This is a genomic window from Streptomyces sp. NPDC053673 (assembly GCF_055585225.1).
The window spans coordinates 1-26382 of record NZ_JBVJKN010000021.1; the positions used below are offsets into that span (position 1 = coordinate 1).

A 26382-nucleotide genomic window follows, 5' to 3' on the forward strand; every position below is an offset into this window, starting at 1 on the left:
CGCTGACGCGAGAACTCCACGAACGTCGCCGGTGTCGACATCACCGTCACACCACCGGCCAGAGCCAAGGAGCACTCACCCTGCCGCAGCGCCTGCACCGCCATATGCAAGGCCACCAGCGACGACGAGCACGCCGTGTCCACGGTCACCGCCGGGCCGTTGAATCCGAAGGTGTACGCGAGGCGTCCAGAGGCGACGCTCGACGTGGTGCCGGTCAGCAAGTGGCCATCTCCCAGGCCGTCCGGCTGGTGCAGGCGCGGGCCGTAGTCGGAGCCCATGGAGCCGATGAAGACTCCCGTGGACGAGCCCCGCAGGCCGGCGGCGTCGATTCCGGAGCGCTCGATGGCCTCCCAGGCGGTCTCCAGCAGCAGCCGCTGCTGCGGATCCATCGCCAGCGCCTCGCGCGGCGAGATCCCGAAGAAGGCCGCGTCGAACGAGGCCGCCTCCTCGAGGAAGCCGCCGAACCTGGTGGCGGAGAGGCCGGGTGCGTCAGCCGTGGTTCCATAGAGCGCGTCGAGGTTCCAGCCGCGGTCGACCGGGAAACCGGAGATCGCGTCCGTACCCGTGGCGACCAGCTGCCAGAGGTCTTCCGGTGAGGTGACTCCACCGGGATAGCGGCAGCCGATGGCCACGATCGCGATCGGCTCGTTGCCGTCTGCGTCATCGGCCCCGTCCGCGGCGGCGGAGACGACCATGTTCTGCGATCGGTCGCCTTCACTGTCGCCCGTCAGGCGGTCGTGGAGGTGGTCAGCGAGGCGGCTGGGCGTCGGATACTCGAAGACCACCGTGGTCGGCAGCCGTACGCCCGTCAGGTCGCTGATCTGGTTGCGGAGGACGACGGCTCCCGCCGAGTCCACTCCCAGTTCCTTGAACGTACGGGACGGGTCGACGGCCTGCTTGTCGCGGTGGCCGAGCACGCCCGCGGCGGCGGCGACGACCAGGTCACGCAGTTCGTGCCGCGTCTTGGCAGCGTCGTCGCCATGGACGCCGCCTGCGGAAGCCCGCGCGGAACCGTCTCCGGAACCACCTCCGGCCCCGCCTGTCCCCAGGCGCCCGCGCCGCAGCGTCGCGTCACTGAGCCAGTGCCGCTCCCGCTGGAAGGCGTACGTCGGGAGGTCCACCGGTCGCGCGCCGGGGATGACGCAGTGGCGCTCCAGGTCGACTGCCGCGCCCCGGGTGTACGCCTCCGCGACGCTCCGCCGGATCCGGTCCGGGCCGCCCTCGGACCGGCGCAGCGTGCCGACCACGGCGGCCGCGCCGTGGTCCGCGGCCTCGATGGTCTCCTCGATGCCGCTGACCAGCACCGGGTGGGGGCTGCACTCGACGAACAGCGCACAGTCCCGTGCGAGCGCCTCGCGTGTGGCCCGCTCGAACTGCACGGTGTGCCGCAGGCTTTGGAACCAGTACGCAGCGTCGAGCCTGGCGGTATCGATCGGCTCACCGGTCAGGGTGGAGATGAACACCGTGGAGGTCGAGACCGGCCGGATGGGTTCCAGCAGGGTGAGCAGCTCCTCGCGGAGCACGTCCACAGCGGCGGAGTGCGAGGCGTAGTCGACCGGGATCAGCTTGGTCCGCAAGCCCTCGGCGGCCAGCTCGGCCTGGAACTCGTCGATTGCGTCGGCCGGGCCGGAGACCACCACCGAGGACGGGCCGTTGACGGTGGCGAGGCTGATGCCGGGGTGCTGCGGCAGCCGCTCCGCCATCGCCACCTGGGACGTTCCCACGGACAGCATGGCGCCGCCGGTGACCCGGACGAGGGCGCGGCTGCGGAGGGCCACGACCCGTGCGGCGTCGTCGAGGGTGAGCGCGCCGGTGAACGCGGCGGCCGCGATCTCGCCCTGCGAGTGGCCGATCACCACGGCCGGTTCGATGCCCTGGTCCCGCCAGACCTCGGCGAGCGACACCATGACCGCCCAGAGCGCGGGCTGCACCACATCGACCCGGCTCAGGTCAGGGGCGCCTGGGACCTCGCGCAGGACGTCCAGCAGGGAGTAGTCGGTGTACGGCGCGAGCGCCTCCGCACACTGGGCGATGCGACGGGCGAACACGGGGGAGGAGTCCAGCAGTTCGGCCGCCATCCCGGCCCACTGCGCGCCCTGACCGGGGAAGACGAAGGCGCAGGAGCCGTCGACCGTGCGGCCGGTGACCACCGAGGGGTGGGGAAGTCCGACCGCAAGCGACCGCAGGCCGTCCATCAGTTCGTCACGGCCCGAGCCGATGATCAAAGCCCGGTGCTCGAACTGGGCGCGCGTCCGGACGAGGGACAACGCCACGTCCGCGGGTTCCACCGCCGGGTGCGCGGCGAGGTGCCGGGCGAGCCGCTCGGCCTGGCCACGCAGGGCCGGCAGCGAGCGTGCGCTGACCACCCAGGGGGCGGCCGAGGCGGTGCCCGAGGGGGCGTACTGCGCCGGGGCCTCGACCTGCTCTGCGGCCTGGCGGTGCGGCGCCTCGCCCAGGACGAGGTGGCAGTTGGTGCCGCCCATGCCGAAGGAGCTGACACCGGCGATCAGCTGGGTGTCGGGTTGCGGCCATGCCTCGGGGGCTACGACCACCCGCAGGCCCAGCTCGTCGAGGGGGATGCGAGGGTTGGGGGTCTCGAAGTTCAGGTTCGGGGCGAGGCTGCGGTGCTTCAGGCTGAGGACGACCTTGAGCAGCCCGGCGATGCCCGCCGCGCCTTCCAGGTGGCCGATGTTGGTCTTCACCGAGCCCACGAGCAGCGGTTCGTCCCCGATCCGGCCGGTGCCGAGGGCGGCACCCAGCGCGGCCGCCTCGATCGGGTCGCCGACCTTGGTGCCGGTGCCGTGGAGTTCGACGTACTGCACGTCCGACGGGCTGACCCCGGCCCTGCGGCACGCCTGCTGGATCACCTGCTCCTGCGCACGGGCGCTTGGGGTGGTGAGGCTCTCTCCGCCGCCGTCGTTGTTCACGGCGCCGCCGAGGATCACGCAGTGGATCTCGTCGCCGTCGCCGACGGCGGCGGACAGCGGCTTGAGGACGACGACCGCGCCGCCCTCGCCGCGCACGTAACCGTTGGCCCGGCTGTCGAAGGTGTAGCAGCGACCGTCGGGCGAGAGCGCGCCGAATCGGCCGATGACGGTGGTGGTGTCGGCGAGCAGGTTGAGGTTGACGCCACCGGCCAGCGCAAGCCGTGACTCACCGCGCCACAGGCTCTCGCAGGCGGCCTGGACGGCGAGGAGGGAAGAGGACTGGCCGGAGTCCAGGGTCAGGCTGGGGCCGCGCAGACCGAGCAGGTACGACACCCGGTTGGCGATGATGCCGCGCTGGATACCGGTGAGGGTGTGCGGGCCCACCCCGTCGGTGCCGAGCCGGTCGTGCAGGCTGGCGTATTCGCCGGCAATGGCTCCGACGAATACCCCGGCTTCCGCTCCGCGCAAAGAGTCAGGGGAGATGCGGGAGCGTTCGAGTGCTTCCCAGGCCAATTCGAGGACGAGTCGTTGTTGGGGATCCATCGCCGCGGCCTCGTTCGGTGAAACCCCGAAGAATGCGGCATCGAAACCGTACACGTCCGAGATGAATCCGCCGCGGCGGTAGCTTCCGAGATCCTCGTGTGCCCATCGCTCGGCCGGCGCCTCGGTGATGGCGTCCACGCCGCCCCTGAGCAGCTGCCACAGTTGCTCAGGGCTGTCCGCCTGGGGCAGCCGGCACGCCATACCGATGACGGCGATCGGATCACTGATCTTGTGGGTATTTTCCATGGAAATCAACGACTCTCCCCGAACCACCGATGCATTCGAAACATCAACGCATAAGCGGAAAGCCTGCTTGCCCACAACTCCCGCGTCAACGTTCGGCAGTGTCGGCCCGTTGGCGAAAAGCAGTAGGCAAGAACATGTCGCCGGGGGGACTTCCCCTCCCCGTCACGTACTTCGCGATGCAGTACCTTCTCGCTGCTGACCGCGTCGTCTCCGCCCCGGCCTTCGCAGCCAAGGACGCCCATCCGCAGGCAACTTGGGGCCTGTTCTGGTACGCCCTGTTCCTGATCTGGGGCATCATGCTCGGCATGGCGGCCCGCCGGCGGCTGCGTGCCGGTCGCCCGCGTTGCGAGTGCTGCGGCGGGCCCCGATGAACCGCACACCGCCGAAGACGTCCTGGTCGATCGCCCGCATCATCATGGTTCCTCTGATTCAGCTGGTCGGGATAACGTGTCGACCACTCAACCGCCCCGCTGCGCGGGCCATCACGGCGCGATCGGAGCAGGGCCGTTCAGCGGAACTCAAGGGCTCGGGCTCGGGGGGTGGCAGTGCTGTTGGAACGCACGGAGGTGCAGACCTTCCTGGCTCTGGCCGAGGAGCTGCACTTCGGCCGGGTTGCCGAGCAACTCGGCCTGACGACCGGCCGGATCAGCCAGACCATCAAGAAACTGGAACGGCGGATCGGCGCGCCGCTGTTCGAGCGCACCACCCGCCAGGTCAGCTTGACCCCACTCGGCCGTGACCTGGCCACGGATCTGGCCCCGTTGGTGCACGGCATGGATGAGGCGGTCCTCCGGGCGGTCGACCGCGCGCGCGGGACCACCGGCCTGCTGCGGGCCGGATTCCTGGGGGCGGCGGCCGGGCAGCTCCTCCTCAAGGCCCTTGAGCTGTTCACCGTCCGCCACCCCGACTGCAAGGTGACCATCCACGAGTGCCAGATCCATGACTCCATGACGCGGTTGCACGGTGGTGAGCTGGACGTCCTCATCACGGCCTTCCCCGTCTCCCAGGCGATTGCCGGGCCGGTCCTGCTGTCGGAGGCTCGGGTTCTGGCCGTGCCGGCCGGATCGTCGTGGGCAGCGCATGCGTCGGTATCGATCGAAGTCCTCGCCGAGCAACCCGTGATCCAGTTGCCGCACGACATGCCCCAAGAGCTGCGCCACGAACGCACGCCCCCCCGCACCCCTGCGGGCAGGTCCGTGCCACGCGGCCCGACAGCCGCCACCTTCCCCGAGGTCTTGGCCTTGGTCGCCGCAGGCGAGGGCGTCTTCCCGGTCGGCGAGCACGCCCGGCGGTTCTACCCGCGCCCCGACATCGCCTACGTGGCCTTCAACGATGCCGCACCCGTCCAGTGGGGCCCGGTCTGGCTGGAGAGCAATATCAGCACGCGTTTGCGCGCGTTCGTCCAAGCCGCCGCCGACGCCAACACCTGACACCTTCACCTCAGTGCTGAGGAGAAACCGCGGATGATGTGGGGCCGGGGCCGGGGCTGTGGTCGGCGCCTCCGGAAGAACCGGCGGGTCTGAGCGGCGAATCGGGCCCGGCCATCGCTGCGGGGCGACAAGGGTGGGCCCTGGTGCGCTCGGCCCAGCGGACGGCCGGGCCCATGGCGATCCCCGCCGCGGCGAAGAGGGCACCGAGCAGGAGCCAGCCGGGCGCACCCCAGCCAAGGAGCAAGGTGGTCAGGGCCAGAGGGCCGAGCATTCTGGCGACGGCCTGCCCGGTGCCGAAGAAGCCCTGGTACTGCCCCTGCTTGTCGGCGGGAGCCAACCCGAAGCTGATCTCCCAGGCGCCCGAGGCGAGCATCATCTCGCCGAGGACTTGCAGGCCTGCTGCCGCCAGGAGAATCAGTCCGGCGGTCCAGGCGGAGGACCCGATCGTGGAGAGGGCGAAGACGGCACAGGCGGCGAACATGACGAGGCCCGCGTGCCGTACGACCCGTGAGGCGCTCCTGAGACCTCTCACCCGCCGTGCGACCCGGACCTGGAAGACGACCACACTGAGGGTGTTGAGCACCAGCAGCGCCGAGACCGTCCACGTCGGTGCCTGCGTCCGCTGCACGATCCACAGCGGGATCACCAGGCTGATCAGCGGCATGTAGAACAGCATGATCGCGTTGATCACGGTGACGACCGCGTACGGACGGTCACGCAGGACCGCGAGCCGCGGCTCCCCCGGTGTCGCCTTCGCCGGGGCGACCACGGGCAAACGGCTCAGCACGAGCGCCGCGGTGAGGAAGCTCACGGCGTCCATCACGAAGACGGCCAGGTAGGCCTCGCGCGTGTCGGACCGCAGGGCGAGCCCACCGAGTGCGGCGCCGACGGCCAAGCCGGCGTTCGTCGTCGACTGCAGGAAGGCACGCACCTGCGTGCGCCTGGCCTGTTCCACCAGCCCGGCCAGCAGTGCCTGCCGGGCCGCGGTGAGCCCGCACTGGCAGCTCGCGTAGAGCACGGCGGCGACTGCGAACAGCGGGAACGAACGCACGGACAGGAACGACGCCACCGCGATCGCGGTGGCCATCGCCAGCAGGACGGCGGTGCCGCGCGCGCCGCGCCGGTCGGCCAGGTTTCCCAGGGGAACCCCGACCACCGAACCGACCGCCCAGCCCAGCGTCAGGCCGAAGCCGATCTGGGCAGGGGTGAGGCCCACGATCCTGGCGAAGTAGAGAGCGGACGTGACGTAGTAGGCGCCGTCCCCGAATGAGTTCATCAGCTGGGCCAGTGCCAGCACACGCGGAGGTTTCATGCGTTCTCGTGTCTCCTTCAGCGCTGTGGGCAACTGACTCAACGTGTGGTCTGGATGAGGATGTTGAGGAGCTCTTCGGGGGCGTCGCGCATGACGTTGTGGCCGGAGCGGACGGCGTGGACCCGCCAGGAGGAGTCGGTCAGCAGACGCCGGTAGAGGGGCTCGAACGGGGAGGGCGTGTCCCAGCCGGTGGCGTAGATGTAGTGCTTGCGGGCGAACGCCGACAGATCGTGGCGCAGTCGGATGGCCTGGAGGAGGGAGGCCAGGGGATGGGAGGTGGCGCGCGGGTCGAAGAAGGGCAGGGGGGCGCTGGAGTAGCCGGTTCGGTCGGTGCCGTTGAGGTACCAGGCTCGTTCCTGTTCAGTGACCAGGGACCAGCATGAGTCACCGTCCTGGGGCACCATGGCGTCGATGTAGACCAGACCGCTCACCCGGTCGGGGACTCGGTCGGCGACTCCGGTGATGACCATGCCGCCGTAGCTGTGGCCGACCAGGACGGCGTCGGTGATCTGCTCGTCTTCCAGCAGGTTCAGCACGTCCTGCAGGTGGGTGTCGAGGTTGACGGTGCCGGTGAGCAGGTGCTTGCGCTCGCCGAGGCCGGTCAGGGTGAGCGCGTGGGCTTCGTGGCCGTGCACGCGCAGTCCTCGGGCCAGCGACTGGAAGGTCCAGGCGCCGTGCCAGGCGCCGGGGACCAGGACGAAGGTCGCCATCAGGCCTGTCCCACGGTCAGGACGATCTTTCCGCGAGTGTGGCCGCTCTGGGTCAGCTCGTGCGCCTGGGCCGCTCGCTCCAAGGGCAGGCAGGTGGCGATTTCGGGGCGCAGCCGGCCGGCCTTGACGAGCGAGACGAGCTGCCGCAGTCCTTCCTGGTCGGCTTCGACGATCATGAACTGGCTGCGCACCCCGAGTGGCCGCGCCACGTGGGCGAGCGCCGCTTCGGCCGGAGACGCGAGAGAGACGACGATTCCTCCCGGGCGCAAGGTCTTCAGCGAGCGCGGCCCGTACTCGCCTCCGATCGTGTCAATGACGACGTCGACATCGTGGACCGCGGGGGTGAAGTCGGTCTGGGTGTAGTCGATGACCTCTTCGGCGCCCAGGCTGCGTACGAAGGCGTGGTTGGCCGATCGGGCCGTGCCGATGACGTAGGCACCGCGGGCCTTGGCGATCTGGACGGCCAGATGCCCGACTCCGCCCGCCGCCGCGTGGATCAGCACCCGCTGTCCGGGGCGGACATCGGCGGTGTCGACCAGCGACTGCCATGCCGTGAGACCGGCCAGGGGCAGAGCGGCGGCTTGGGCATGGGAGATCTCGGACGGCTTGCGCACCAGATGCCGAGCCGGTGAGGTGACGTACTCGGCGTAGCCACCCGCGGGCCGCGGATGGCGTGGCATCCCGAACACCTCATCTCCCGGCGCAAGGGTCGTGACACCCGCTCCGACGGCCTCTACCACGCCCGACACGTCCCAGCCCAGCCTGATGGGGCCGTCACCACCTGCCAGTCCGCCGCTGGAACGGTGCCAGGCGTCGGTCGGGTTGACCCCTGCCGCCACCACCCGCACGAGCACCTCGGCGGGCCCCGCCTGAGGCCGCACCGCCTCCACGATCTTCAAGACTTCGGGACCGCCGAAAACGTCCTGGCCGATCGCCCGCATCATCATGGTTCCCCTGTTTCAGCTGGTCGGGATCACGTGTCGGCACCACTCAACCGCCCCGCCGCGCAGGCCATCAAGGCACGATCGGAACAGGGCTGTTTAGCGAAACTCAAGGGCTCGGGCAGTGCCAGCGCTGTGGGAAACGCACGGAGGCCGGCGCGGCGCCTCGCAGTCACGCGATGGCGTGCGGGCGTTGCTCGTCCATGTCCTCGGCCCTCTTCGGCACGGAGTCGATCATCTTGCGCACAAACAGCAGCCCGCGCCGATGCCGTGACCCGTTCCCGCGCAAGAAGGCCGACTATTCCATGGGCCGGCTGGTGACATAGACGGTACGGAGGACGATGGCGGCGGAGAGCAGCAGGAGGTTGAAGCCCATCAGCCCGTACAGTCCGAGGTTCTCGCTCACGCGCGGCCCGCCGTCCATACCCAGGAGTCGAAGGCCCGCGAACCCGAGGAAGATCCCGACAAGGGCGTGCACCACCCGCCCGACGAGCTCGCCGACGACCCGCCGGTCGCGGGGATCGGCGAAGAGCCGCACATTGACCCCGAGCCGACCCTCCTCGAGCGCACCGCCGAGGCGGTCGAGGCGACGCGGCAGCCGTCGCAGGACGGGCAGCAGCGCGATCAGTTCGTCGCGGGCGGTGTCACGGGCACTCTGCGGCCCCAGCCGGTCGGTGAGCCGGGCTGAGGCGTACGTACGGGATGCCTCCAGCATGTTGAATCCGGGGGAGAGTCGGACCAGTGTGCCCTCCAGGGTGGCCAGGGCCCGGAACACGGCCGCGATCTCCGGTGGAACCGCCAGCCGGAAGTCGGCCACCAGCCGGAACAGATCGCTGAACATCTCCACGTCGGGCGCGGATCCGCGCCCCAGATGGCGGGCGCTGAACTGCCCGAGCATGCGCAGCAGCCGCTGTTCGTCGACGTCCTCGGGACGGTCGGTGATCTCCAGGAGAGCCTCGCGCAGGGCAAGCGGATCGCCGCGGTCGACGGCGAGGAAGAGGCCGCCCATCGACTCGCGGAGCCCGGCGTCGATCCGGCCGACGGATCCGAAGTCGAGCAGGGCGGCCGTGCCGTCGGGCTGGAGCAGGATGTTGCCGGGGTGCGGATCGGCGTGGAAGACGCCGTCCACCATGATCTGGTTGAGCAGCGCGTTGAGAAGGGTCTCGGCCAGATGGGTGCCGTGTCGCTCGTCGTCGGGGACCGCCTTGCCGAGCGAGGTGCCCTCGACGCGGCTCATGACGAGGACACGCTCCGTGCTGAACTGCCCGTACAGGACAGGGAGGGCGACGCTGGAGTCGCCGCGAGCCTCGGCGGCCCGACGCACCGCGATCATGTTGCGAGCCTCGACGCGGAAGTCGAGCTCCTCGCTCAGCGCGACGGCGAAGCCCTGCGCCAGCTCCTTCAGCCCCAGACCGCGCCCCCAGGCGGTACGGTCGCTCAGAGCGGCGGCCAGGCGCCCGACGATGTCCAGATCGCGTTCCACGAGTTCCGTTATCCCGGGCCGCTGCACCTTGACGACGACCTCGGTGCCGTCATGCAGGACGGCCGCGTGCACCTGCGCGATGGAGGCTGCGGCCAGCGGGACCCGCTCGAACGCGGCGAACACCTCCCGCACCGGCGCTCCCAGGCTTTCCTGGAGCTGCGTCTCGACCTCGCTCCACGGCGCGGGCGGCACTTGGTCCTGAAGCAGGCTGAGCTCCTCGACGTACACCGCGGGCAGCAGGTCCCGCCGGGTCGACATCAGCTGCCCCAGCTTCACGAACGTGGTCCCGCCGGCCTGCAACGCCTGCCGCAGCTCCCGCGCCAGCAACTCGTGCCGCACCGCGGGCGCGCGCCGCCGGCCCCGCAGATATGGCCCGAGCCCGTGCCGGCCGGCGATGCGCACCACGCCGGAGTACCGCCGCGCCCGCGCGATCCGTCGCCGCACCGACTGCGCCCACCCGAGCGGCCGTACGGCGCCCATGGGCACCACGATGTCCAGCGCGACGAGAACCACCATCGAGGCGACCATCCCCACCCCGACCATCAAGGACAGCAGCGGCGCAAGCTCCCCCGACTCCTCCAGCCGGGGCCCGAACAGCCCCCCGGACACCGCGAGTCCGCACGCCCCCGCGGTCGCGACCCGCACCGCCCCCGCCCGCACCCCCAGCAGCCGCCGCCCCACCACCGCAGGGGCCACCACCACAAGCAAGAAGACAAGCGTCCCGAACAACGCACCGGTAATCCACATGACGTCATTCAACAGCACGCGCGTGCGAATTCTCCGTTCCCGGCATCTGGCCAAGTCGCCGAGTGGGGCCGCGACTTGGCGGACCGGGTGCTCGGTGCCGGCGTGCCCTCCAGTTTGTCGGCGCGGTCCTCAACAAGCGGCTGCGATCAGCGGGATCAGCAGTCGAGCTCACTCGCTCGGCGAAGGCACGGCGCAGACGTCGACGATGGCCCGCGTGTCCCAGTAGAACGGACGGACCTCGGTGATCCGCCCCTCTGTGACCGTGATCGCCTGCAGGATCGGGAAGCCGAGTTCCCGGCCTGTCGCACGGGCGCGGGCGCGGACCTGTGTGAGCACCACCGCGGTCTCACCGGTGGCGAGAAACTCCTGTTCCACCAGGTCGAACGTCTCCCACGCCTGTCCCATCGCGAGGAAGAACTGCGCCATGCCGTCGTGCCCGCGCCAGGTGCCGCCGTAGGGCAGAGCATCTGCTTGATGCAGCTCGACATCCGGCGCGAAGAAGGGCGCGAGCAGGTCGAACGAAGCCTCGCCGGGGCCTCCGGCCGCCAGGTACTTCGCTTCGGCCGCATACATGCCAGTGAGGACTGCCATGGAGTCCGTGGTGGATGAAATCGTCATGCAGCCAGCATGATCAGCAGCAGCGGATCCCGCTGGCGGCAATCAGACATCGTCATGCGGCACACTCAGCACTTCCGTACCGCACCTCGGGAGACTCAACAGGCCTTTGCAGGACTGCCAGCCCCCTGCTCACCGCATAGGACGGCGGTCTGGGCGGCGGCCTGGGTGATCGGTTCGACCCGCAGCTGGGACAGCGTCCACTTCAGGGCGGCGTCATTGACGCCTGGGATGGATCACCTCGACGAGGACCACGGCCGAGGTGACCACCGGAAGGCCGGCGTCACGGGCGGCGGTGAGCCACTCGTGAACCTTCTTCGGGGTGCCTCTATGTCCTTCGTCAAGCCGGAGTTGGTCATGCGACGGCTGCTTCGGGTGGTCAAGACCAGCTTGCGGATTCTGCCCGTGAGTGACGCCGGCGTGCCTGCTTGGACGTCGCCGTGACGAGTGAATGTGTGCGGAGGGATGTCACCGCATTGCTTCTGGGTGACGGTGCTGTCATGCGCGCCATCAGCCAAGTGGCAGCGGAGCCCGGCTCTGCAGCGTCCGTTGCCCGTGGCGGGTGCGGCCCTGTGGCTTGAACACCGACAGGGCGGTCGCGCCCAGGAGGACGAGCAGCGCGGCGCCGGACTGGACGACGAGCTGGGTCCGTAGGCCGACGAGGTCGTCCGCGGCCCAGCCTGGGGCGGCCGCGGCGTCGGCGATGTGGTCGATGGCGGGCATGTGGAGGAGGAGGGCGACGGTGGCGAGCACTGTGATCGCGAGCTTCACCGTGACCCAGTAGTGGCGCAGCAGACCCCACGTGGTGCCGACGGCCGACACGATGCCGGTCACGAGTGAGGCGAAGCAGAGCGGCACGATGACGAACCAGCCGGTCACGCCCATCGCCACGTAGACCGACCGCACTGTCAGGGCATCCCGCGCGACGAGGCCGGTGACGGCCAGAGCGAGGAAGACGGCGACCGCGCCGAACCAGCCGACGGACGCCGTCACATGAGCGGTGAGCGCAATCCTGCGTCCGAGGGGGGACATGAGCATCAGCCGTGGCCTCGCATACCGCCCCCTGCCAGGTGCAGGGCGAGGAAGGCCACGACGAGGACGGCGCCGCAGATCAGCAGGCCGCTCACCCAGCGGGGCCGCGGTGTGTGCGGGGGAGTGGGCTGGTGGTGTGCATCGGACATCGGGGACTCGCCTTCGAGCGGGGACGGCGCGCCGCCGTCAGGTGTTGCTCAGCTTTTTCGAGACAGAGTGTCTCTGTCAAGTCATCGTGTCGCGGTCTCGTCGTCCCGTACATTGAGGGCATGCCGAAGCTGTGGAACGAGACGATCGAGGCACACCGCGGTGCCGTGCGCGATGCGGTGCTCGACACCACCGGTGCGCTGGTCGCGGAGGGCGGACTGCTGTCCGTGACGATGTCGCGTCTCGCCCAGGAGGCCGGCATCGGGCGGGCGACGCTGTACAAATACTTCCCCGACGTCGAGTCGGTCCTGGTCGCCTGGCACGAGCGCCGGGTCGGCGACCACCTCGCACGGCTCGAAGCCGTACGGGACCGGCTCACCGACCCCGGCGAGCGGCTGCGCGGCGTCCTCGATGCGTACGCGAACATGACGTACGAACGCCACGAACACCACGGCACCGATATGGCTGCGCTCCTCCACCAGGGCGCCGGAATCGCTCACGCCCACCAGCGGCTCCTGGAACTCGTCACCGGACTGGTGGCCGAAGGAGCGGAGAGCGGCGCGCTCCGGAACGACGTCGCCGCCGGTGAGCTCGCCGCGTACTGCCTGCATGCCCTGGGGGCCGCCGCCGGACTCTCCTCGAAGGCGGCGGTGCGCCGGCTCGTCGCGGTGACGGTGGCCGGACTGCTGCTCCCGGACCGACCCGCCGAGGCGGCGCCACCGGCGCACAGGCAGCACCGCCCGCATCGGCACGGCGGCCACTGACGTCACGCATACCCCCTCCCCGTAACATGAGGGGCGGGTGGGAGTCGGCAGTCGGACCACGAACGGAGCCCGAGGTGGCAGCACGCCAGGAGATCGCGGCATGGCTGGACCGGGGTGCCCTCGCCGTCGCGCTGCTCTTCGGCATCGTGCTGATGCACGGGCTCGGTCAGCCCGGTGAGCACACGGTCTCCCACCCGGCCGGTGCGCACGCGGCCGTGGAATCTCACGCCTCTGCCGTGTCGGCGGAGCAGACCGTGGTCCCGAGAGCCTCCACCTGATGCACCCCGCACCGACGCACGGCGTCGATGGCGCTGGCGGCGCCGGCGGCATCGCCATGTGCCTCGACCCCGACTTACCCGCCGTACCGTCCTCGGCGCCGGACTCGCCACCGCGGGCACCGGTGGCGACACCGCCTGCTCAAGCGGCGGCACCGGCCACTCCGCCCACGGAGGCGGTACGTCGCCGACCGCCGACTACATCACGCCCGACAGCAAGGAGGTCGGCGCTGCCGAAGCCCTCCGCAAGCCCGGACCGGAGCGGAAAGTGAAGCTCACCGCCGTCGAGACCCCGCTCGACCTCGGCGGCGGGCGGACGGTCCGCTCCTGGGCGTACGGGGACGAACTCCCAGGCCGGGAGGTGCGGGTCACCGCCGGCGACACCCTCACGCTGACCCTCGCAAACAACCTTCCCGAGCCCACGAGCATCCACTGGCACGGACTCGCCCTGCGCAACGACATGGACGGGGTGCCCGGGCTCACCCAGCGCGAAGCGGGAACGCTGAATCGAGCCGCTCGACGGGACGACGATGAGGGCAGCAGCAAAAGGGCCCATGCAGGCCTGAGACGAGGATGTGAGTGCTGACGAGGGCGGCGCGGTCGCGCGGGATGCCGGCTGAATGCGGTGGACCACCGTTGCTGGGTAACCGGTCGTCACCGGTCGCGCGACGGTGGGCTGCCCGGTCGCGCAGTCCTGCACGGCGTATGCCGACTCCTCGGCGGGGTGGTGGTCCTCGTCGGACGACAGGGCCTGCTCAGGATGACCGGTGACGGCCGCCGCGGCGAGGCTGCCCGGTGCGGCATGTCCCGCCACGCCGTCGGCGTGGAGACCGTGCGCAGGCGGCAGGGGCCGTTTCGCGGTCCATGGTGCCGGACGTCAGTGGTGACCGCCGTTCGTGACAGTGAGTCGCTTGGTGAAGGTCTTGCCGGCGTCCGTGGACTCGTAGACGCCGTCCTGGGTGGCCGCGAGGATGTGCTGATCGTCGACGGCGGTCAGGGCCTGCGGTTGGCCTCCCGGTACGGTCGCGGTCTGCCTCCAGGTCGTCCCGCCGTCCTTGCTGACACTCAGGGCGCCGGAGAAGCCGACGCCGAACAGCGACTCCGGTGACGTCCACGAGAGGAACTCCATCCCCGGCCCCTCACCGCGAGCGAAGGTCGCGCCCGCGTCCGTGCTGCGCGCCACACCCTCCGGCGTGGTGGCGACGACTTGGCGGGGATCGGCGGGGTTCACGGCGATGTCGAGGGCCTGCAGACGGGCACGGTCCTGCCAGGCGGCGCCGTCCTCGCTCACGCGCAGCAGCCCGTTCGTGCTGTCGTATCCGTAGATGAAGCCCTTGGCGTGGTCCAGGCTGTGGAAGTCCGCCTCGCCCTTGAGCGACGAGGTCTTCCAGGACTTCCCGGCGTCGGTGCTCTTGATCAGCCCGTGGTTGGCCGGCTGGTCAGCGCCGCGGGCTGGGTGACCGCTGGCCAGGAATGTCTTGGTGCCGATCACGGTGAATCCCATGAAGTCGTCGCGGCTGTCACCCACCAACTGGGGATCACCGGCGTCGTCCGGGGTGAAGATGCCCTCGTGGGTGGCCACGTAGAGCCGTCCGTCCTGCGGATCGATTCCCAGCCCGTGGATGTGACTGTGCAGGGCGGACCTCGACTCCTCGACCTCTCCGGCGGCGTCGCCACCGGCCTTGCCCTCGGCGCAGGCGGCAAGGAGGACCGCTCCGGCGATCGCCGCACAGGTGGTGGCCAGCGCGCGGCTGCACCGTCGGCGGAGTGGATTCGAGAAGAAGGGGGGCATGCGTGAATCACCTCGTGCTGGCGGTGGGACGGCATAGGTCGTACGGCACGTCGCAAGCGCGTGACGCCTCGCCCGAAGGGCGGGCAACCGGTCACGTCCGGTCTCCGAGCGGACCCTATCAATCCGCTCCGGGCAGCCATCCAGCGTGAGCATCTCCATCCATGGGCTCGCGGGTGAGGTTCCTCCTCGTGGCGCGGGTCCCGGCGGCAACGGAGTCCGCGTCCGAACGGCAAGGACCGGGCGTTGCCCTGGAGGCGCGAGGCACGGCGAGCGGTACCCCTTCCCCCGCGCGCTCGTCGTGCCTGCGGCGCTCGCCCGGCCCTGCCGTTCTGAGGCGAGAACGCGGGTCAGGAGACGTGGAGCATGTCGCGCATGTGGGCGATCTCGGCGGTCTGGGTCGTGATGATCTGGCCGGCGAGGTCCTTGGCCGGGGCGTAGGCGCCGTTCTGCTTCTCCGCCTTGGCCATGGTGACGGCGCCCTCGTGGTGTTCGATGATCATGGTCAGGACATGGTGTCGAAGTTCCGGCCGGAAGCGCTGTCGAGGTCCGTCATCGGCTGGGGGCCCATCATGCCGTGCATCATGGAGCCGTCGTCCCTGCCTTGCCAGGTGGCCTGGGCGGATGGCGCGCGGGAGGCTGGAGGGGCAGGCGCGCGCGAGGAGGCGAGCCCCATGGCCGTGGCGGATGTCGTCGTCGTGATCGTCGCTGCCGGGCTGATCGCCGGGCTGGGCTGGTACTTCTTCGGCCCGCGCAAGGCTGCTACCGCCCGGCTGGAGGACGGCGTTCAGTGGGTCGAGGTGACCGTGCGGGGCGGCTACAGCCCGAATCTGATCAAGGTGCGGCAGGGGACGCCGGTCGACGTGGTCTTCGACCGTCAGGAGGCCGGTGAGTGCACCTCGCGGGTCGTCTTCCCCGACCTCAGGGTGGGCGCCGGGCTGCCCGCCCACACCCGCACGACCGTGCGGCTGAACCCCGACCGGCCGGGCTCCTTCGGGTTCGCCTGCGGCATGAACATGATCCACGGCACCCTGGTCGTCGACCCCGTCGAAGGGGCCGGTCCAGCCCCGCCTCCAGAGGAAACCGCGTCTGGCGAGGGACATGGGGACGCCGCAGCGGAAGAGGCCGCGGACGTCGCCGAGCGACAGGCGGAGATCAAGGACCTGACACGTCGGGTCGCCGTCGGAGCGGTGCTCACCGCGCCGGTGCTGTTCGCCGTCATGGCGCACGAGCTGTTCGGAGCGGAATGGGTGCCGGGCTGGATGCTGAACCACTGGGTCCAGCTGGCTCTGATCACCCCGGTGATGTTCTACACAGGATGGCCGATCCACTCGATCGGCTGGGCGGCCCTGCGTCATCGCGGCGCGGACATGAACTCCCTGATCACACTGGGAACTTCCGCCGCCTACGGCTACAGCCTGCTCGTCACCCTCGCCCCCGGACTCCTGCCCCAGGACGTGCGGGAGGTCTACTTCGAGGCCGTCGGCGTGATCCTCACGCTGATCCTCCTCGGGCGTCTCCTGGAGGCCCGGGCGAAGGCCGGAACCGGCGAGGCCATCCGCTCCCTGATCGGCCTGCAGGCCCGTACCGCACGGGTCGTACGGGACGGGGGCGAGACCGAGATCCCCGTGGAGGCGGTCGTCGTCGGGGACGAGATCGTCATCCGGCCGGGCGAGAAGATCCCCGTCGACGCCGAGGTCGTCTCGGGCTCGTCGGCCGTGGACGAGTCGATGGTGACCGGCGAGCCGATGCCCGTCACCAAGCAGGCGGGCGACGGCGTCATCGGGGCCACCGTCAACACCACCGGCTCGCTGCGGGTCCGCGCCGCCAAGGTCGGCGCCGACACGATGCTCGCCCAGATCGTGCGTCTCGTGCAGCAGGCGCAGGCGTCCAAGGCGCCCATCCAGCGCCTCGCCGACGCGATCTCCGCCTACTTTGTCCCGGTCGTGATCGCCATCGCGATCGGCACCTTCGCCCTCTGGTACACGATCGGCCCCGCGCCGGCCCTCACCCTGGCCCTGGTCTCCGCCGTCGCCGTACTGATCATCGCCTGCCCCTGTGCCCTCGGCCTGGCCACCCCGCTCTCGGTCATGGTCGGCACCGGCAAGGGAGCGCGGGCCGGCATCCTCATCCGTTCCGCCGAGGCCCTGGAGACCGCCCACAAGCTCGACACGATCGTCCTCGACAAGACGGGCACCGTCACCGAAGGCAGGCCGGTCCTCACCGATGTGGAGCCGGTCGGCGGCCTCACCGAGGACGAGTTGCTCGGACTGGCGGCCGGCGCCGAGAGCGACAGCGAACACCCCCTCGCCCGGGCAGTCGTCGAGGGCGCCCGCGACCGCGGCCTGACCGTCCCCGGTGCCTCGGACTTCGACTCCGTCACCGGCAAGGGCGTCCGGGCCACCGTCGACGGCCACGCCGTTCTCGTGGGCACGGCCCGGCTCCTGGCGGACGCGGGCGTCGGCACCGCCGACCTGCCCCAGCGGGCCGGGCGGCTGTCCGAGCAGGGCCGGACGCCCGTGCTCGTCGCGGTCGACGGGCGCGCCGCCGGCGCACTGGCCGTTGCCGACACGGTCAAGGACGACTCCGCCCGGGCCGTGGCCGCCCTGCGGCACCTCGGTACCGACATCGTGATGCTCACCGGCGACAACACCCGCACGGCCGCCGCCATCGCGGGCCAGGTCGGCATCCCCCGCGTCCTGGCCGAGGTGCTGCCCGAGCACAAGGCCGACGAGATCCGCCGCCTCCAGGCCGAGGGCCGCACCGTCGGCATGGTCGGCGACGGCATCAACGACGCCCCCGCGCTCGCCCAGGCCGACGTGGGCCTCGCGATCGGCACCGGCACCGACGTCGCCATCGAGTCCGCCGACATCACCCTCGTCTCCGGCTCCCTCGCCGGAGTCGTCACCGCCATCCGCCTGTCCCGCGCCACCCTGCGCAACATCAAGCAGAACCTGTTCTTCGCCCTCGTCTACAACGCCGTCGGCATCCCCATCGCCGCCGGCGCCCTCTACCCCCTGTGGGGCATCCGCCTCAGCCCGATCATCGCCGCGGCCGCCATGGCCCTGTCGTCCCTGTCGGTGGTCACCAATGCCTCCCGGCTGCGCCGTTGGCGCCCCACGCCACTTCCGGCGCAGGCCGAGGCGGCGCCCGTACGGCCGGACGTCGAGTCGGGGGCCGACCGGGCAGCACCGGACGAATACCGGGACGAGCAGCCGGAGACGGCCATCGACCCCGTCTGTGGCATGCACGTCGATCCCACGACCGCGCCCGAACGCCGCGAACGCCCGGACGGAGGCACCCTCTGCTTCTGCTCCGCCGACTGCGCCGCGACCTACGACAGCGCCCCCGACCGCTTCACCCAACCACCGGGCGAGAGGACGGAACCGTCCGCACCAGGGCATGAGCACCATTGAACGGCTGGCAGCTTGACCGGACAGCGGCCGGCGACGCTGAGGGGGCAATGGCGGACGTGGCCCTGTCGGCCAAGTGCCAAGCCCCGGGCGGAGGCGGGAGTCAGACCTTCTCGGCGGTGACGCGCGGGTGGTCGCTGGGTCTGTCCGCCCCTGGAGCGTCCGAGGAGGGCGGCCTTCAGCCGGAGTTTGCGCCGACGCCGGATGCGTCGTCGTTCTTCCCGCGCGGCATCGCTTTCGGCCTCCTGCCTGCTTTGTTCTTCGAGACCGCCCCCTTTGACCTGGCCTTCTCCTCCTCGGCGGCGGCTTTCTCCAGGGCGGTGACGACGTCCTCGTCGAGGTGTATCCCGGCGGCGTCGTGGTGGGCCCGGGCGGTGGTGGAGTCGATGCTGACCAGGGACAGGTCCACCTCACCGCGCTTCGCTGCTTCCGCGATCAGGCCCTCCAGCAGGGCCTCGAAGACACCGGCGTCACGCCACTGCGGAAGCGGTTGTGGACGGTCGACCGGGCGCCGAGCTCCTGCGGCATCTCCCGCCACTGTCCGCCGGTCTTGAACCGCCAGATCACCCCCTCGAACTGCTGGCGCAGCCGCTCGGGGTACGGGCCGTACTCGCCGATCGGCAGGTACGGCCCGATGAACTCCCACTCCGCATCCGCCAGTTGCACTCGTGTCACGCAAGAAGATCTACCCTTCCAGGCCGCGCCGCGAGAGCGAAGCCCGGAACTGTCACCGTCCGCCTTCGAGCCGAACTAAGCTCAGCCGAGACCACGATGAGCGGCCCACAACGCCCCCGCACGGCTGGCAGCGCCGGCAACCAGGGCCGCCAGTTCGGGTTTGTCGGGGACAGGGAACGAGACGTATGCGCCCCGACCACCACCAACTGGTCGGCCATACGCCTTTGCGGCGAGGCGACCGTCCGGGAGAAGCCGGACGTTAAGCGTGGTCAGCATGAACGCTTCGCCGCGTCGACTATCCGTCCAGCGGAGCGCCTGCGGGATCGCGACATTGATCGCCAGAGCACTCACTTCCAGGTCGCTGCTCATGGACGGATGATCTCACGCGAGTCGCCGCAGGCGGCCACCACCGGCTTATGAAGCGGTGCAGTTTGATCACGATTCAATACGCGCCCTAGCACTGCGGCAATGGCCGAGCGTTTGGCCCTGTGAACGTGCCGGTGACGGGCTGTGGTGGAAGTGGACCGGCCCAAGGCGCGCAGGTGTCCGCGCGGCTCAAGACGGACCGGCCGGGGCAGTCCCCGCGGTGACGGCGTGGGCGGAGGCTCAGTCGAGGCTGTGTGCGATGGGGTGCAGCGGCTGGTACAGGGGCAGTTCACTGCCGCTGGGGAGGCGTACGGCGGTAAGGCGTCCCCACCGCTCCTCGGTCACCTCGCCGGTGAGCTCCGCGCCGCGCTCTGCGAGCTGGGCGAGTACGGCGTCGAGGTCGTCGCACATCAGGTAGAGCTCGTGCTTCGGCGCGCCGTCGGTCGGGTGCACGGCGACCTCGGCGGGCGGCAGCTTGAAGATCAGCCAGCCGTGGCCCGCGTCGACGTGGGCGAAGCCGAGCACGTCCTTGATGAAGGCCCGGTCGGCCTCAGCATCCTGGGAGTAGAGGATCACGTGTGCGCCTGAGAGCATGCCCCGATGTTCGCACGCCGCCACCGTCTACGTTGAGGACACCGCGCCCATGATCTGGACCTCGCCTCGTCCCGGATCGGTCACCGCGCAGAACCCTTGTCCGCATCGCGTGGTGGCTCGACGGAGCACCGGCGCGCAGCGAGTCGGCCTGGCGTTCCCGGACTCGAGAAGGGACGAAGAGGGCGCCCCAAGGGGCCGCGGCCCATGACGGTGCGTCATAGCGAGTCCGTCAGTGGGGAGCTGCCGTGTCCGGATTCCCTTCACCGTGTCCGCCGCTGAGGAAATTCTCAACAGTCCGCCCACATTGCTCGGAGGATCGCGGATGCCGGTGCCGGCAGTGGAGCCGTCTGGGTCGGTGTGGTGCGTCGTCAGTGCCGGTGCTGCCGTGGACGGCCCGGTGTCATACCGCCCAAGTCCGGCGGTTGCCGGTACGCGGCTCCGGTGCGCACCGACGCCACCCGGCGGCCGACCTGTACGAGCCGTCGTAAGTACAGCCTCGCCCCGTGCCGGCCGACCAGCGGTGATTGAGGCGGCCCATCAGTGCGAACCATCAGTGACAGGGCCTCTTGAACCACATGCGGCGTCCCTGGCGGGTCAACCAACCGAAGGGCTCGCCACGTCCCACAGACCAACCCAGGGAGGCTTTCCCACCTGGCTGATCTACTTGATGTCTGGCAGCAGGGGGCACTCAGCTGGGGTCAGTTCGGCGGTACGACGGTGATGACGACGTTGCCGGTCTTCCCTCCGGTCTCGACATACCGGTAGGCGTCGGCGATCCGCTCCAACGGGTACCGTCGGTCGATGACCGGCCCGAACTCGCCTGCCTCGATCAGGTCCCGGAAGTAGAGCACCATCTCCTGGTCCTGCTTCGGCACGGGGAACTTCACCTTCCTTCCGCGGAACAGGGGCGTGACGAGCGGCAGGAGCAGGTTCTGCCACCCGGGGCCCAGGTCCGAGGACAGGTACACCCCGCCGGGTTTCAACAGCCGCCTGCAGCGGCCGAACGTACTCTTGCCGACTGCGTCGAACACCGCGTCGTAGCTCTGCTCGTGTAATCAAGGTGACGACGTCATCTGAAACCCAGAAGCTGGTCGTCGTAACCGGAGTCTAGGTGGTCGCGCTCGTCGCCGTTGAGGCGCAGCGCACGGGCGAGGGCGGCCAGGACCTGGGCCGAGGGCTGGACGCTGCCCCCGCGTTCCAGCTCGGTGTAGTAGTCGGCCGACAGGCCCGCGAGCTGCGCGACCTCCTCGCGCCGCAGGCCGGGCACCCGGCGCCGGGGTCCGGTGGGCAGGCCCACGTCGGGCGGCCGGATACGGTCCCGCCGGGACTTCAGGAATGCAGCGAATTCGGGAAGGTTCACGCCCCGTCCTTACTCGCACCGTGCGTCTGAGACCAGGGTTGGCAACCCCAGGGTAGACACAGCCCTGGCTGGGGTCGGAACACCAACGGATCGTTGAGGGCACCGCGCGGCACCACGGCGGCGACGCCGCAGCCCGCGCCCACGATCCACACACCTCGTAGCCGTCCCACCCCATGCAGGAGTTCCCATGTCTCCCCGAACCTCCCCGGAGAGCAGCACCGGTGCCGGTCAGGGCACCGACCAGGTCCGTGTCGCCGTCGTCACCGGTGGCTCGCGCGGTATCGGCCGCGAAGCGGTGAGCCGGCTGGCCGCCGACGGGTTCGCCGTCGTCGTCGGGTTCGCCGGCAACCGTGACCTGGCCGAGGCGGCCGTCAAGGACGTCACCGCGGCCGGTGGCCGGGCGGTCGCCGTCCAGGCCGACGTCGCCGACGAGCAGGCCGTGGCCGCGCTGTTCGCCACCGCCGAGTCCGAGTACGGCGGCGTCGACGTCGTCGTCCACGCCGCCGGCCGGGCGTACCTGTCCTCCATCGCCGACGTGGACCTGGCGGAGGTGGACGCGGTGCACCGCACCAACATCCGCGGCACCTTCGTCGTCGCCCAGCAGGCCGCCCGCAAGGTCCGCGAGGGCGGGGCCGTCATCACCTTCTCCACGTCCGTGGTGGGCCTGGCCTTCCCCGGATACGGTCCCTACAGCGCGAGCAAGGGCGCGGTGGAGGCGCTCACGCTGATCCTCGCCCGCGAGATGCGCGGCCGGGACATCACCGTGAACGCCGTCGCCCCCGGCCCCACCGCCACCGAGCTCTTCTTCGAGGGCAAGGACGAGGAGACCATCGCCCGCCTCGCCGCCCAGCCCCCGCTGGAGCGGCTCGGCAGCCCCGCCGACATCGCCGAGGTCGTCGCCTTCCTCGCCTCCCCCGCCGGCCACTGGGTCAACGGCCAGGTCATCCGCGCCAACGGCGGCATCATCTGACCCGCCCCGGCGCCGTCCACAGCGCAGGCACCCATCTCTTCGAGGATCACACCATGCCCTCCGACACCGCCGGCACCATCTTGGTGACCGGGGCCTCCAGCGGCTTCGGGGCACTGACCGTACGTGCCCTGGGCCACGCCGGCCACACCGTGTACGCCGGCATCCGGCAGACCGTCACCCGCAACGCACCGGCTGTGCAGGACCTGGCCCGCTGCGCCGCCGACCACGTCCTCGACCTGCACGCCGTCGAACTCGACGTCACCTCCCAGGAGTCCGCCGACGCCGCCATCGCCCACATCCTGGCCGCCCACGGCCGCCTGGACGTGGTCGTCCACAACGCCGGACACATGGCCACCGGGCCGGCCGAGGCCTTTACCCCGGACCAGCTCGCGGCCCTCTACGACGTCAACGTCCTGGGCACCCAGCGCGTCAACCGCGCCGCACTGCCCCACCTGCGAGCGCAGGGCCACGGGCTGCTGGTGTGGATCGGCAGCACCAGCACCCGCGGCGGCTGCCCGCCGTTCGTCGGCCCCTACTTCGCCGCGAAGGCGGCCATGGACGCCCTGGCGGTCAGCTACGCCGCCGAAGTGGTGCGCTTTGGCATCGACACCGCCATCGTCGTCCCCGGCGCCTTCACCTCCGGCACCAACCACTTCACGCACGCCGGCGCCCCCGCCGACTCCGATCGGGCCGCCGACTACAACGAGCGCTACGGACCCCTGCTGGCCGGTCTCGACAAGCGGCTGTCCGCGCTCATCCCCCCGGACGCCGACGCGACCCACGTCGCCGACGCCGTCGTACGCCTGGTCGCCATGCCCGCCGGCACCCGGCCACTGCGTACCCACATGGACCCCAGCCGTGACGGCAGCGAAGTCGTCTCCGCGGTCGCCGACCGTGTCCGCGCCGAATTCTTCCGCCGCGCCGGGCTGGACGACCTGCTCACCGCAGGCAGCTCCCTGTAACCAGTTCCCTCACTGAGAAACGAGATCGACCCATGCCTTTCGCCAACTTCAAGGTCCCCGCCGGCACCCTCGACGAGAAGCAGAAGGAGGAGATCGTCACCCGTACCACCGAGCTGTACGTCGAGATCTACGGCGAGCGGGCGCGCGCCAACACCATGGTCCTGGTCGAGGAGGTAGTGGACGGCGGCTGGGGCATCGGCGGCAACGTCCTGACCCTCGCCATGCTCCAGCAGAGCCCGGAGGACTGACGACCGCACCGGCCCGCTCGACCAAGCGCGGCCCGACACCCCTCGCTCCCCGGTCGGCACCTGCCGCCCGCCGAGCGCCGCGCCGCTCACGCGCTGCTCGCGCGGCGCTGGCCAAGGCGACGGAAGTGCGGACGGATCCCGATCGCCACGCCTGGCACCGGGCTCAGGCGACGTTCGGCCTGGACGAGGAGGTCGCGGCCAAGCTGGAGCAATCCGCGCAGCGGGCACAGGCTCGGGGCGGTCTGGCCGCCGCGGCGGCCCTCCTGGAGAAAGCAGCCGTACTGACGCCGGACCCCGGCCGCCGCAACGAACGCCTGTTGTCCGCCGCGCAGGCCAAGCACGACGCCGGCGCTCCCGAGGAGGCGCTGAGCCTGCTCGCCGCGCTGGACGCCGGTCTTCTCGACGGAGTCCACCACGCCCGGTCCGTACGCCTGCGCGGCCGGATCTCGTTCGCGGTGCAGCGGGGAAACGAGGCTCCGCCGCTGCTGCTCGAAGCGGCGCGCCTGCTCACCCCCTTCAACGCCGGGCTCGCCCGTGAAACGCTCCTGGAAGTGTTGTGGGCAGCGGCGTGGGCAGGTCGATTCGGCCAAGCCGAGGCGGTCGTCCGGGCAGCCGAGGCGGTGCTCGCCGGCACAGCTCTGCCGCAGCCTCCAGGAGCGGCCGACCTTCTGCTGGACGGCATCGTGAGGTTCTTCACCAGGGGGATGACGGCAGCCGTACCGGACATCCAAGCCGCGCTCCGCGCGTACCGGCGCTCCGGTGAACTACGGGCACTCCCGCTCGCCTGCCGTGCGGCATGGGGCGTATGGGACGACGATGCCCTGGAAGCCCTCAGCACGCGGCTGACCGCGACCGCTCGGGAGTCGGGAGCGCTTGCCGTGCTCCCGGTCGGCCTCAATTTCGCGGCATGGCTGAGCCTGCAAGAGGGGTGCTTCGACCGGGGCGGCGCTCATCCAGGAAGCCGATGCCGTGGCAGAGGCGACCGGTGCTCCGCAGACGGCGTACGGGGCAGCCTTTCCGGCCGGATGGCGCGGTGACCCGGACCAGGGTTTGCGGCTGTTGGATGTCAGCGCACGTGAAGCCGCCACGCGTGGTGAGGCGACCGCGGTCACGATCACCGAGTTGACCACCTCGGTGCTGCACAACGGCGGCGGCCGCTATGACGCCGCGCTCATCGCCGCGCGGAAGGCCGCGGAGCAGATTCCGATCTCGGCGTTCGGGGTGTGGGCATTGCCCGAGGTCGTCGAGGCTGCCACTCGCCTGGGACTGACGGAAGTGGCCATCGACGCGGCCGATGAGCTGTCCGGGAGGACCCTCCCGTGCGGCACCGACTGGGCCCTCGGCGTCGAGGCCGTGACACGAGCCCTGATCGCGGACGACGCCGTGGCGGAGGACCTCTATCGCGAGGCGATCGAGCGACTGGGGCGGACACGGATACGCGTGCAACTGGCGCGGGCGCACCTCGTCTACGGCGAGTGGCTGCGTCGCCGCCGATGCCGCATCGATGCTCGCGCGCAGCTGCTCACGGCGCACGAGCTGTTCTCCACGATGGGTGCCGAGGCGTTCGCGGCGCGAGCGGAGGGCGGGTTGAGAGCACGGGCGGGTTGAGAGCAACGGGCGGGTTCCGTCGCCCGGCGGATGGTCCCGAGCGGCCCGCCGTCCGCGAACCCAAGGCCGCGCGTCCCGTCGAGCCGCCGTCGGACCTGCCCGCGGGATTGACCGAGCGGGAGGTGCAGGTGCTCTGCCTGGCGGCCCAAGGACTGCGCAATCGGGAGATCGGCATGAAGCTGTCGATCTCGAGCCGGACGGTTGGGCACCATCTGGCCCACATCTACGACAAGACCGGCCGGCGGACCCGGGCCGGTGTGACGCTGTTCGCCACGGAACACGGTCTGCTCTAGGAAGGGTTCTCGCTGGCGGCCATGTCCTGTGTGCCGATGACGGAGAGCAGTTCCAACTGAGCCGCGGCGTCGGTGCCGGGCGGGGCGGAGAACCACAGCAGGCGCTGCCGCCCGTCCTCACTGAACAGGCTGTGGCAGTCGAGTTCGATGACACCCAGTGTGGGGTGCACGATGCGTTTGTGGTCGGTCCGGCGCAGCGCGACGTCGTGGGTGTCCCACAGGTCGGTGAACTCCTGGCTGCGCCGACGCAGCTCGGCCACCATCCGGGCCACCTCGGGGTCGCGGCCGCGCCGCGCGGCGACCGCCCGGAGGTCGGCCACGAAGACCCGCGAGTGGTGCGGATGGTCCTCCGGTGGGTAGAGCCGGCGGGAGTCGGGGTCGGTGAACCAGCGGTGGACGAAGCTCGCCGCGGGGCCTCGGCACGGCGGCTGCCGGCCGACGAGGGCGACGGCCAGTTCGTTCTGGACGACGGTCTCGTGGAGGTCGGTGATGACCTGGGCCGGGGTGGTGGTGAGCCGGTCCAGCAGTCCGAGCAGGGCGGGCTGGACGTGCGCGGTCGAGCCGTGGGCCGCCGGGGGAACGGCCCGGCCGGCGAGGTGGAAGAGGTGGTCGCGCTCGTCGCTGTTGAGGCGCAGCGCACGGGCGAGGGCGGCCAGGACCTGGGCCGAGGGCTGGACGCTGCCCCCGCGTTCCAGCTCGGTGTAGTAGTCGGCCGACAGGCCCGCGAGCTGCGCGACCTCCTCGCGCCGCAGGCCGGGCACCCGGCGCCGGGGTCCGGTGGGCAGGCCCACGTCGGGCGGCCGGATACGGTCCCGCCGGGACTTCAGGAATGCAGCGAATTCGGGAAGGTTCACGCCCTCATCGTCACTCGGGCAGATGGGCTGATCCAGGGGACGCCAACCCCTGGATGGACGAACCCAGCCTCACACTCT

At 70.6% G+C, this 26382-nt stretch carries 24 protein-coding genes and 5 pseudogenes; 12 read left to right on the plus strand and 17 right to left on the minus strand.

All coding sequences use genetic code 11. The features are described from left to right. On the minus strand, positions 1-3716 hold a 3716-nt coding region (locus ACZ6ZQ_RS26090), incomplete at its 3' end, for a type I polyketide synthase (RefSeq protein WP_469770934.1). A 134-nt stretch (positions 3717-3850) separates the two neighbouring features. Between ACZ6ZQ_RS26090 and ACZ6ZQ_RS26095 the strand changes: the two genes are divergently transcribed. Both ACZ6ZQ_RS26095 and ACZ6ZQ_RS26100 read left to right on the plus strand, forming a co-directional pair. Continuing rightward, positions 3851-4087, plus strand: coding sequence for a hypothetical protein (locus tag ACZ6ZQ_RS26095; protein WP_469770935.1), 237 nt, complete (start codon positions 3851-3853; stop codon positions 4085-4087). A 174-nt stretch (positions 4088-4261) separates the two neighbouring features. Further along, positions 4262-5146 (plus strand): LysR family transcriptional regulator, encoded by an 885-nt coding sequence (locus tag ACZ6ZQ_RS26100; RefSeq protein ID WP_469771021.1) that lies wholly within the window; start codon positions 4262-4264, stop codon positions 5144-5146. Between the two features lie 10 nt (positions 5147-5156). Here the strand turns inward: ACZ6ZQ_RS26100 and ACZ6ZQ_RS26105 are convergent, their stop codons facing one another. From ACZ6ZQ_RS26105 to ACZ6ZQ_RS26140, 8 genes and pseudogenes are all read right to left on the minus strand, one after another. Further along, positions 5157-6458: an MFS transporter gene (locus ACZ6ZQ_RS26105; protein ID WP_469770936.1), complete on the minus strand. Its 1302-nt coding sequence runs from the start codon at positions 6456-6458 to the stop codon at positions 5157-5159. 38 nt (positions 6459-6496) lie between these two features. Continuing rightward, a complete protein-coding gene (locus ACZ6ZQ_RS26110) occupies positions 6497-7168 on the minus strand; it encodes an alpha/beta fold hydrolase (protein WP_469770937.1) in 672 nt (223 codons plus the stop codon). Then, a complete protein-coding gene (locus ACZ6ZQ_RS26115; RefSeq protein WP_469771022.1) occupies positions 7168-8109 on the minus strand; it encodes an NADP-dependent oxidoreductase in 942 nt (313 codons plus the stop codon). The genes ACZ6ZQ_RS26110 and ACZ6ZQ_RS26115 overlap by 1 nt, the downstream gene beginning before the upstream one ends. 298 nt (positions 8110-8407) lie before the next feature. Next, positions 8408-10294: an ABC1 kinase family protein gene (locus ACZ6ZQ_RS26120; RefSeq protein ID WP_469771023.1), complete on the minus strand. Its 1887-nt coding sequence runs from the start codon at positions 10292-10294 to the stop codon at positions 8408-8410. A gap of 213 nt (positions 10295-10507) precedes the next feature. Continuing rightward, entirely contained in the window at positions 10508-10957 is a 450-nt protein-coding gene (locus tag ACZ6ZQ_RS26125) for a nuclear transport factor 2 family protein (protein WP_469770938.1), read from the minus strand. A gap of 143 nt (positions 10958-11100) precedes the next feature. Further along, positions 11101-11272, minus strand: a pseudogene (locus ACZ6ZQ_RS26130) (DNA-binding protein); the annotation flags it as partial. 192 nt (positions 11273-11464) lie between these two features. Then, the gene (locus ACZ6ZQ_RS26135) at positions 11465-11992 is read right to left on the minus strand and encodes a hypothetical protein (RefSeq protein ID WP_469770939.1); all 528 of its coding nucleotides are present in this window, start codon (positions 11990-11992) and stop codon (positions 11465-11467) included. Then, on the minus strand, positions 11992-12135 hold the full coding sequence (locus tag ACZ6ZQ_RS26140) for a hypothetical protein (RefSeq protein WP_469770940.1): 144 nt from the start codon (positions 12133-12135) through the stop codon (positions 11992-11994). The genes ACZ6ZQ_RS26135 and ACZ6ZQ_RS26140 overlap by 1 nt, the downstream gene beginning before the upstream one ends. 120 nt (positions 12136-12255) lie before the next feature. Here ACZ6ZQ_RS26140 and ACZ6ZQ_RS26145 point away from each other — a divergent pair, with 120 nt between their 5' ends. From ACZ6ZQ_RS26145 to ACZ6ZQ_RS26155, 3 genes and pseudogenes are all read left to right on the plus strand, one after another. Beyond that, a complete protein-coding gene (locus ACZ6ZQ_RS26145; RefSeq protein ID WP_469770941.1) occupies positions 12256-12897 on the plus strand; it encodes a TetR/AcrR family transcriptional regulator in 642 nt (213 codons plus the stop codon). A 74-nt stretch (positions 12898-12971) separates the two neighbouring features. Then, complete coding sequence (locus tag ACZ6ZQ_RS26150; protein ID WP_469770942.1) at positions 12972-13175, plus strand: hypothetical protein; 204 nt, start codon at positions 12972-12974, stop codon at positions 13173-13175. A gap of 58 nt (positions 13176-13233) precedes the next feature. After that, a pseudogene (locus ACZ6ZQ_RS26155) lies at positions 13234-13665 on the plus strand (multicopper oxidase domain-containing protein); the annotation flags it as partial. Between the two features lie 384 nt (positions 13666-14049). Here ACZ6ZQ_RS26155 and ACZ6ZQ_RS26160 read toward each other — a convergent pair. Together ACZ6ZQ_RS26160 and ACZ6ZQ_RS26165 are read right to left on the minus strand one after the other, a co-directional pair. Beyond that, positions 14050-14964, minus strand: coding sequence for a F510_1955 family glycosylhydrolase (locus ACZ6ZQ_RS26160; RefSeq protein ID WP_469770943.1), 915 nt, complete (start codon positions 14962-14964; stop codon positions 14050-14052). 347 nt (positions 14965-15311) lie between these two features. Next, positions 15312-15464 carry a DUF305 domain-containing protein gene (locus ACZ6ZQ_RS26165; RefSeq protein ID WP_469770944.1) on the minus strand — a complete coding sequence of 51 codons (153 nt, stop codon included), beginning with the start codon at positions 15462-15464 and terminating at the stop codon, positions 15312-15314. A gap of 171 nt (positions 15465-15635) precedes the next feature. On the opposite strand from ACZ6ZQ_RS26165, the gene ACZ6ZQ_RS26170 reads away from it, so the two are divergent. Next, a complete protein-coding gene (locus ACZ6ZQ_RS26170) occupies positions 15636-18377 on the plus strand; it encodes a heavy metal translocating P-type ATPase (RefSeq protein WP_469770945.1) in 2742 nt (913 codons plus the stop codon). A 131-nt stretch (positions 18378-18508) separates the two neighbouring features. Here the strand turns inward: ACZ6ZQ_RS26170 and ACZ6ZQ_RS26175 are convergent. The 5 genes and pseudogenes from ACZ6ZQ_RS26175 to ACZ6ZQ_RS26195 form a co-directional block, all read right to left on the minus strand. After that, positions 18509-19049, minus strand: a pseudogene (locus ACZ6ZQ_RS26175) (transposase); the annotation flags it as partial. Between the two features lie 81 nt (positions 19050-19130). Further along, positions 19131-19418, minus strand: coding sequence for a hypothetical protein (locus tag ACZ6ZQ_RS26180; protein WP_469770946.1), 288 nt, complete (start codon positions 19416-19418; stop codon positions 19131-19133). Between the two features lie 237 nt (positions 19419-19655). Then, positions 19656-20009, minus strand: coding sequence for a VOC family protein (locus tag ACZ6ZQ_RS26185; protein ID WP_469770947.1), 354 nt, complete (start codon positions 20007-20009; stop codon positions 19656-19658). Between the two features lie 698 nt (positions 20010-20707). Further along, a pseudogene (locus ACZ6ZQ_RS26190) lies at positions 20708-21046 on the minus strand (zinc-binding dehydrogenase); the annotation flags it as partial. Between the two features lie 71 nt (positions 21047-21117). Continuing rightward, positions 21118-21369, minus strand: a pseudogene (locus ACZ6ZQ_RS26195) (helix-turn-helix domain-containing protein); the annotation flags it as partial. A 187-nt stretch (positions 21370-21556) separates the two neighbouring features. Here ACZ6ZQ_RS26195 and ACZ6ZQ_RS26200 point away from each other — a divergent pair. The 6 genes from ACZ6ZQ_RS26200 (at position 21557) to ACZ6ZQ_RS26225 (ending at position 25450) form a co-directional block, all read left to right on the plus strand. Then, entirely contained in the window at positions 21557-22339 is a 783-nt protein-coding gene (locus tag ACZ6ZQ_RS26200) for an SDR family oxidoreductase (RefSeq protein ID WP_469770948.1), read from the plus strand. Positions 22340-22392: 53 nt separating this feature from the next. Then, on the plus strand, positions 22393-23301 hold the full coding sequence (locus ACZ6ZQ_RS26205; RefSeq protein ID WP_469770949.1) for an SDR family NAD(P)-dependent oxidoreductase: 909 nt from the start codon (positions 22393-22395) through the stop codon (positions 23299-23301). 32 nt (positions 23302-23333) lie between these two features. Next, positions 23334-23549, plus strand: a complete 216-nt coding sequence (locus ACZ6ZQ_RS26210; RefSeq protein WP_469770950.1) for a tautomerase family protein — start codon at positions 23334-23336, stop codon at positions 23547-23549. A gap of 125 nt (positions 23550-23674) precedes the next feature. Next, positions 23675-24586, plus strand: a complete 912-nt coding sequence (locus ACZ6ZQ_RS26215; protein ID WP_469770951.1) for a hypothetical protein — start codon at positions 23675-23677, stop codon at positions 24584-24586. Between the two features lie 22 nt (positions 24587-24608). Then, the gene (locus ACZ6ZQ_RS26220) at positions 24609-25157 is read left to right on the plus strand and encodes a hypothetical protein (protein WP_469770952.1); all 549 of its coding nucleotides are present in this window, start codon (positions 24609-24611) and stop codon (positions 25155-25157) included. Further along, positions 25043-25450, plus strand: coding sequence for a helix-turn-helix transcriptional regulator (locus ACZ6ZQ_RS26225; RefSeq protein ID WP_469770953.1), 408 nt, complete (start codon positions 25043-25045; stop codon positions 25448-25450). Before ACZ6ZQ_RS26220 ends, ACZ6ZQ_RS26225 begins: the two co-directional genes overlap by 115 nt. On the opposite strand, the gene ACZ6ZQ_RS26230 is transcribed toward ACZ6ZQ_RS26225, so the two are convergent. Continuing rightward, entirely contained in the window at positions 25447-26304 is an 858-nt protein-coding gene (locus tag ACZ6ZQ_RS26230; RefSeq protein ID WP_469770954.1) for an MmyB family transcriptional regulator, read from the minus strand. The two genes, ACZ6ZQ_RS26225 and ACZ6ZQ_RS26230, sit on opposite strands and share 4 nt — an antisense overlap. Between the last annotated feature and the right edge of the window lie 78 nt (positions 26305-26382).

What these genes read in the sequence shown, in the direction of transcription:
- ACZ6ZQ_RS26125 (WP_469770938.1), bottom strand. Translation starts at nt 10,957, where the DNA reads ATGACGATTTCATCCACCACGGACTCCATGGCAGTCCTCACTGGCATG.
- ACZ6ZQ_RS26225 (WP_469770953.1), top strand. Translation starts at nt 25,043, where the DNA reads ATGCCGCATCGATGCTCGCGCGCAGCTGCTCACGGCGCACGAGCTGTT.
- ACZ6ZQ_RS26160 (WP_469770943.1), bottom strand. Translation starts at nt 14,964, where the DNA reads ATGCCCCCCTTCTTCTCGAATCCACTCCGCCGACGGTGCAGCCGCGCG.
- ACZ6ZQ_RS26115 (WP_469771022.1), bottom strand. Translation starts at nt 8,109, where the DNA reads ATGCGGGCGATCGGCCAGGACGTTTTCGGCGGTCCCGAAGTCTTGAAG.
- ACZ6ZQ_RS26135 (WP_469770939.1), bottom strand. Translation starts at nt 11,992, where the DNA reads ATGCTCATGTCCCCCCTCGGACGCAGGATTGCGCTCACCGCTCATGTG.
- ACZ6ZQ_RS26200 (WP_469770948.1), top strand. Translation starts at nt 21,557, where the DNA reads ATGTCTCCCCGAACCTCCCCGGAGAGCAGCACCGGTGCCGGTCAGGGC.
- ACZ6ZQ_RS26170 (WP_469770945.1), top strand. Translation starts at nt 15,636, where the DNA reads ATGGCCGTGGCGGATGTCGTCGTCGTGATCGTCGCTGCCGGGCTGATC.
- ACZ6ZQ_RS26140 (WP_469770940.1), bottom strand. Translation starts at nt 12,135, where the DNA reads ATGTCCGATGCACACCACCAGCCCACTCCCCCGCACACACCGCGGCCC.
- ACZ6ZQ_RS26110 (WP_469770937.1), bottom strand. Translation starts at nt 7,168, where the DNA reads ATGGCGACCTTCGTCCTGGTCCCCGGCGCCTGGCACGGCGCCTGGACC.
- ACZ6ZQ_RS26095 (WP_469770935.1), top strand. Translation starts at nt 3,851, where the DNA reads ATGTCGCCGGGGGGACTTCCCCTCCCCGTCACGTACTTCGCGATGCAG.
- ACZ6ZQ_RS26165 (WP_469770944.1), bottom strand. Translation starts at nt 15,464, where the DNA reads ATGATCATCGAACACCACGAGGGCGCCGTCACCATGGCCAAGGCGGAG.
- ACZ6ZQ_RS26145 (WP_469770941.1), top strand. Translation starts at nt 12,256, where the DNA reads ATGCCGAAGCTGTGGAACGAGACGATCGAGGCACACCGCGGTGCCGTG.
- ACZ6ZQ_RS26210 (WP_469770950.1), top strand. Translation starts at nt 23,334, where the DNA reads ATGCCTTTCGCCAACTTCAAGGTCCCCGCCGGCACCCTCGACGAGAAG.
- ACZ6ZQ_RS26205 (WP_469770949.1), top strand. Translation starts at nt 22,393, where the DNA reads ATGCCCTCCGACACCGCCGGCACCATCTTGGTGACCGGGGCCTCCAGC.
- ACZ6ZQ_RS26105 (WP_469770936.1), bottom strand. Translation starts at nt 6,458, where the DNA reads ATGAAACCTCCGCGTGTGCTGGCACTGGCCCAGCTGATGAACTCATTC.
- ACZ6ZQ_RS26185 (WP_469770947.1), bottom strand. Translation starts at nt 20,009, where the DNA reads ATGCTCTCAGGCGCACACGTGATCCTCTACTCCCAGGATGCTGAGGCC.
- ACZ6ZQ_RS26180 (WP_469770946.1), bottom strand. Translation starts at nt 19,418, where the DNA reads ATGAGCAGCGACCTGGAAGTGAGTGCTCTGGCGATCAATGTCGCGATC.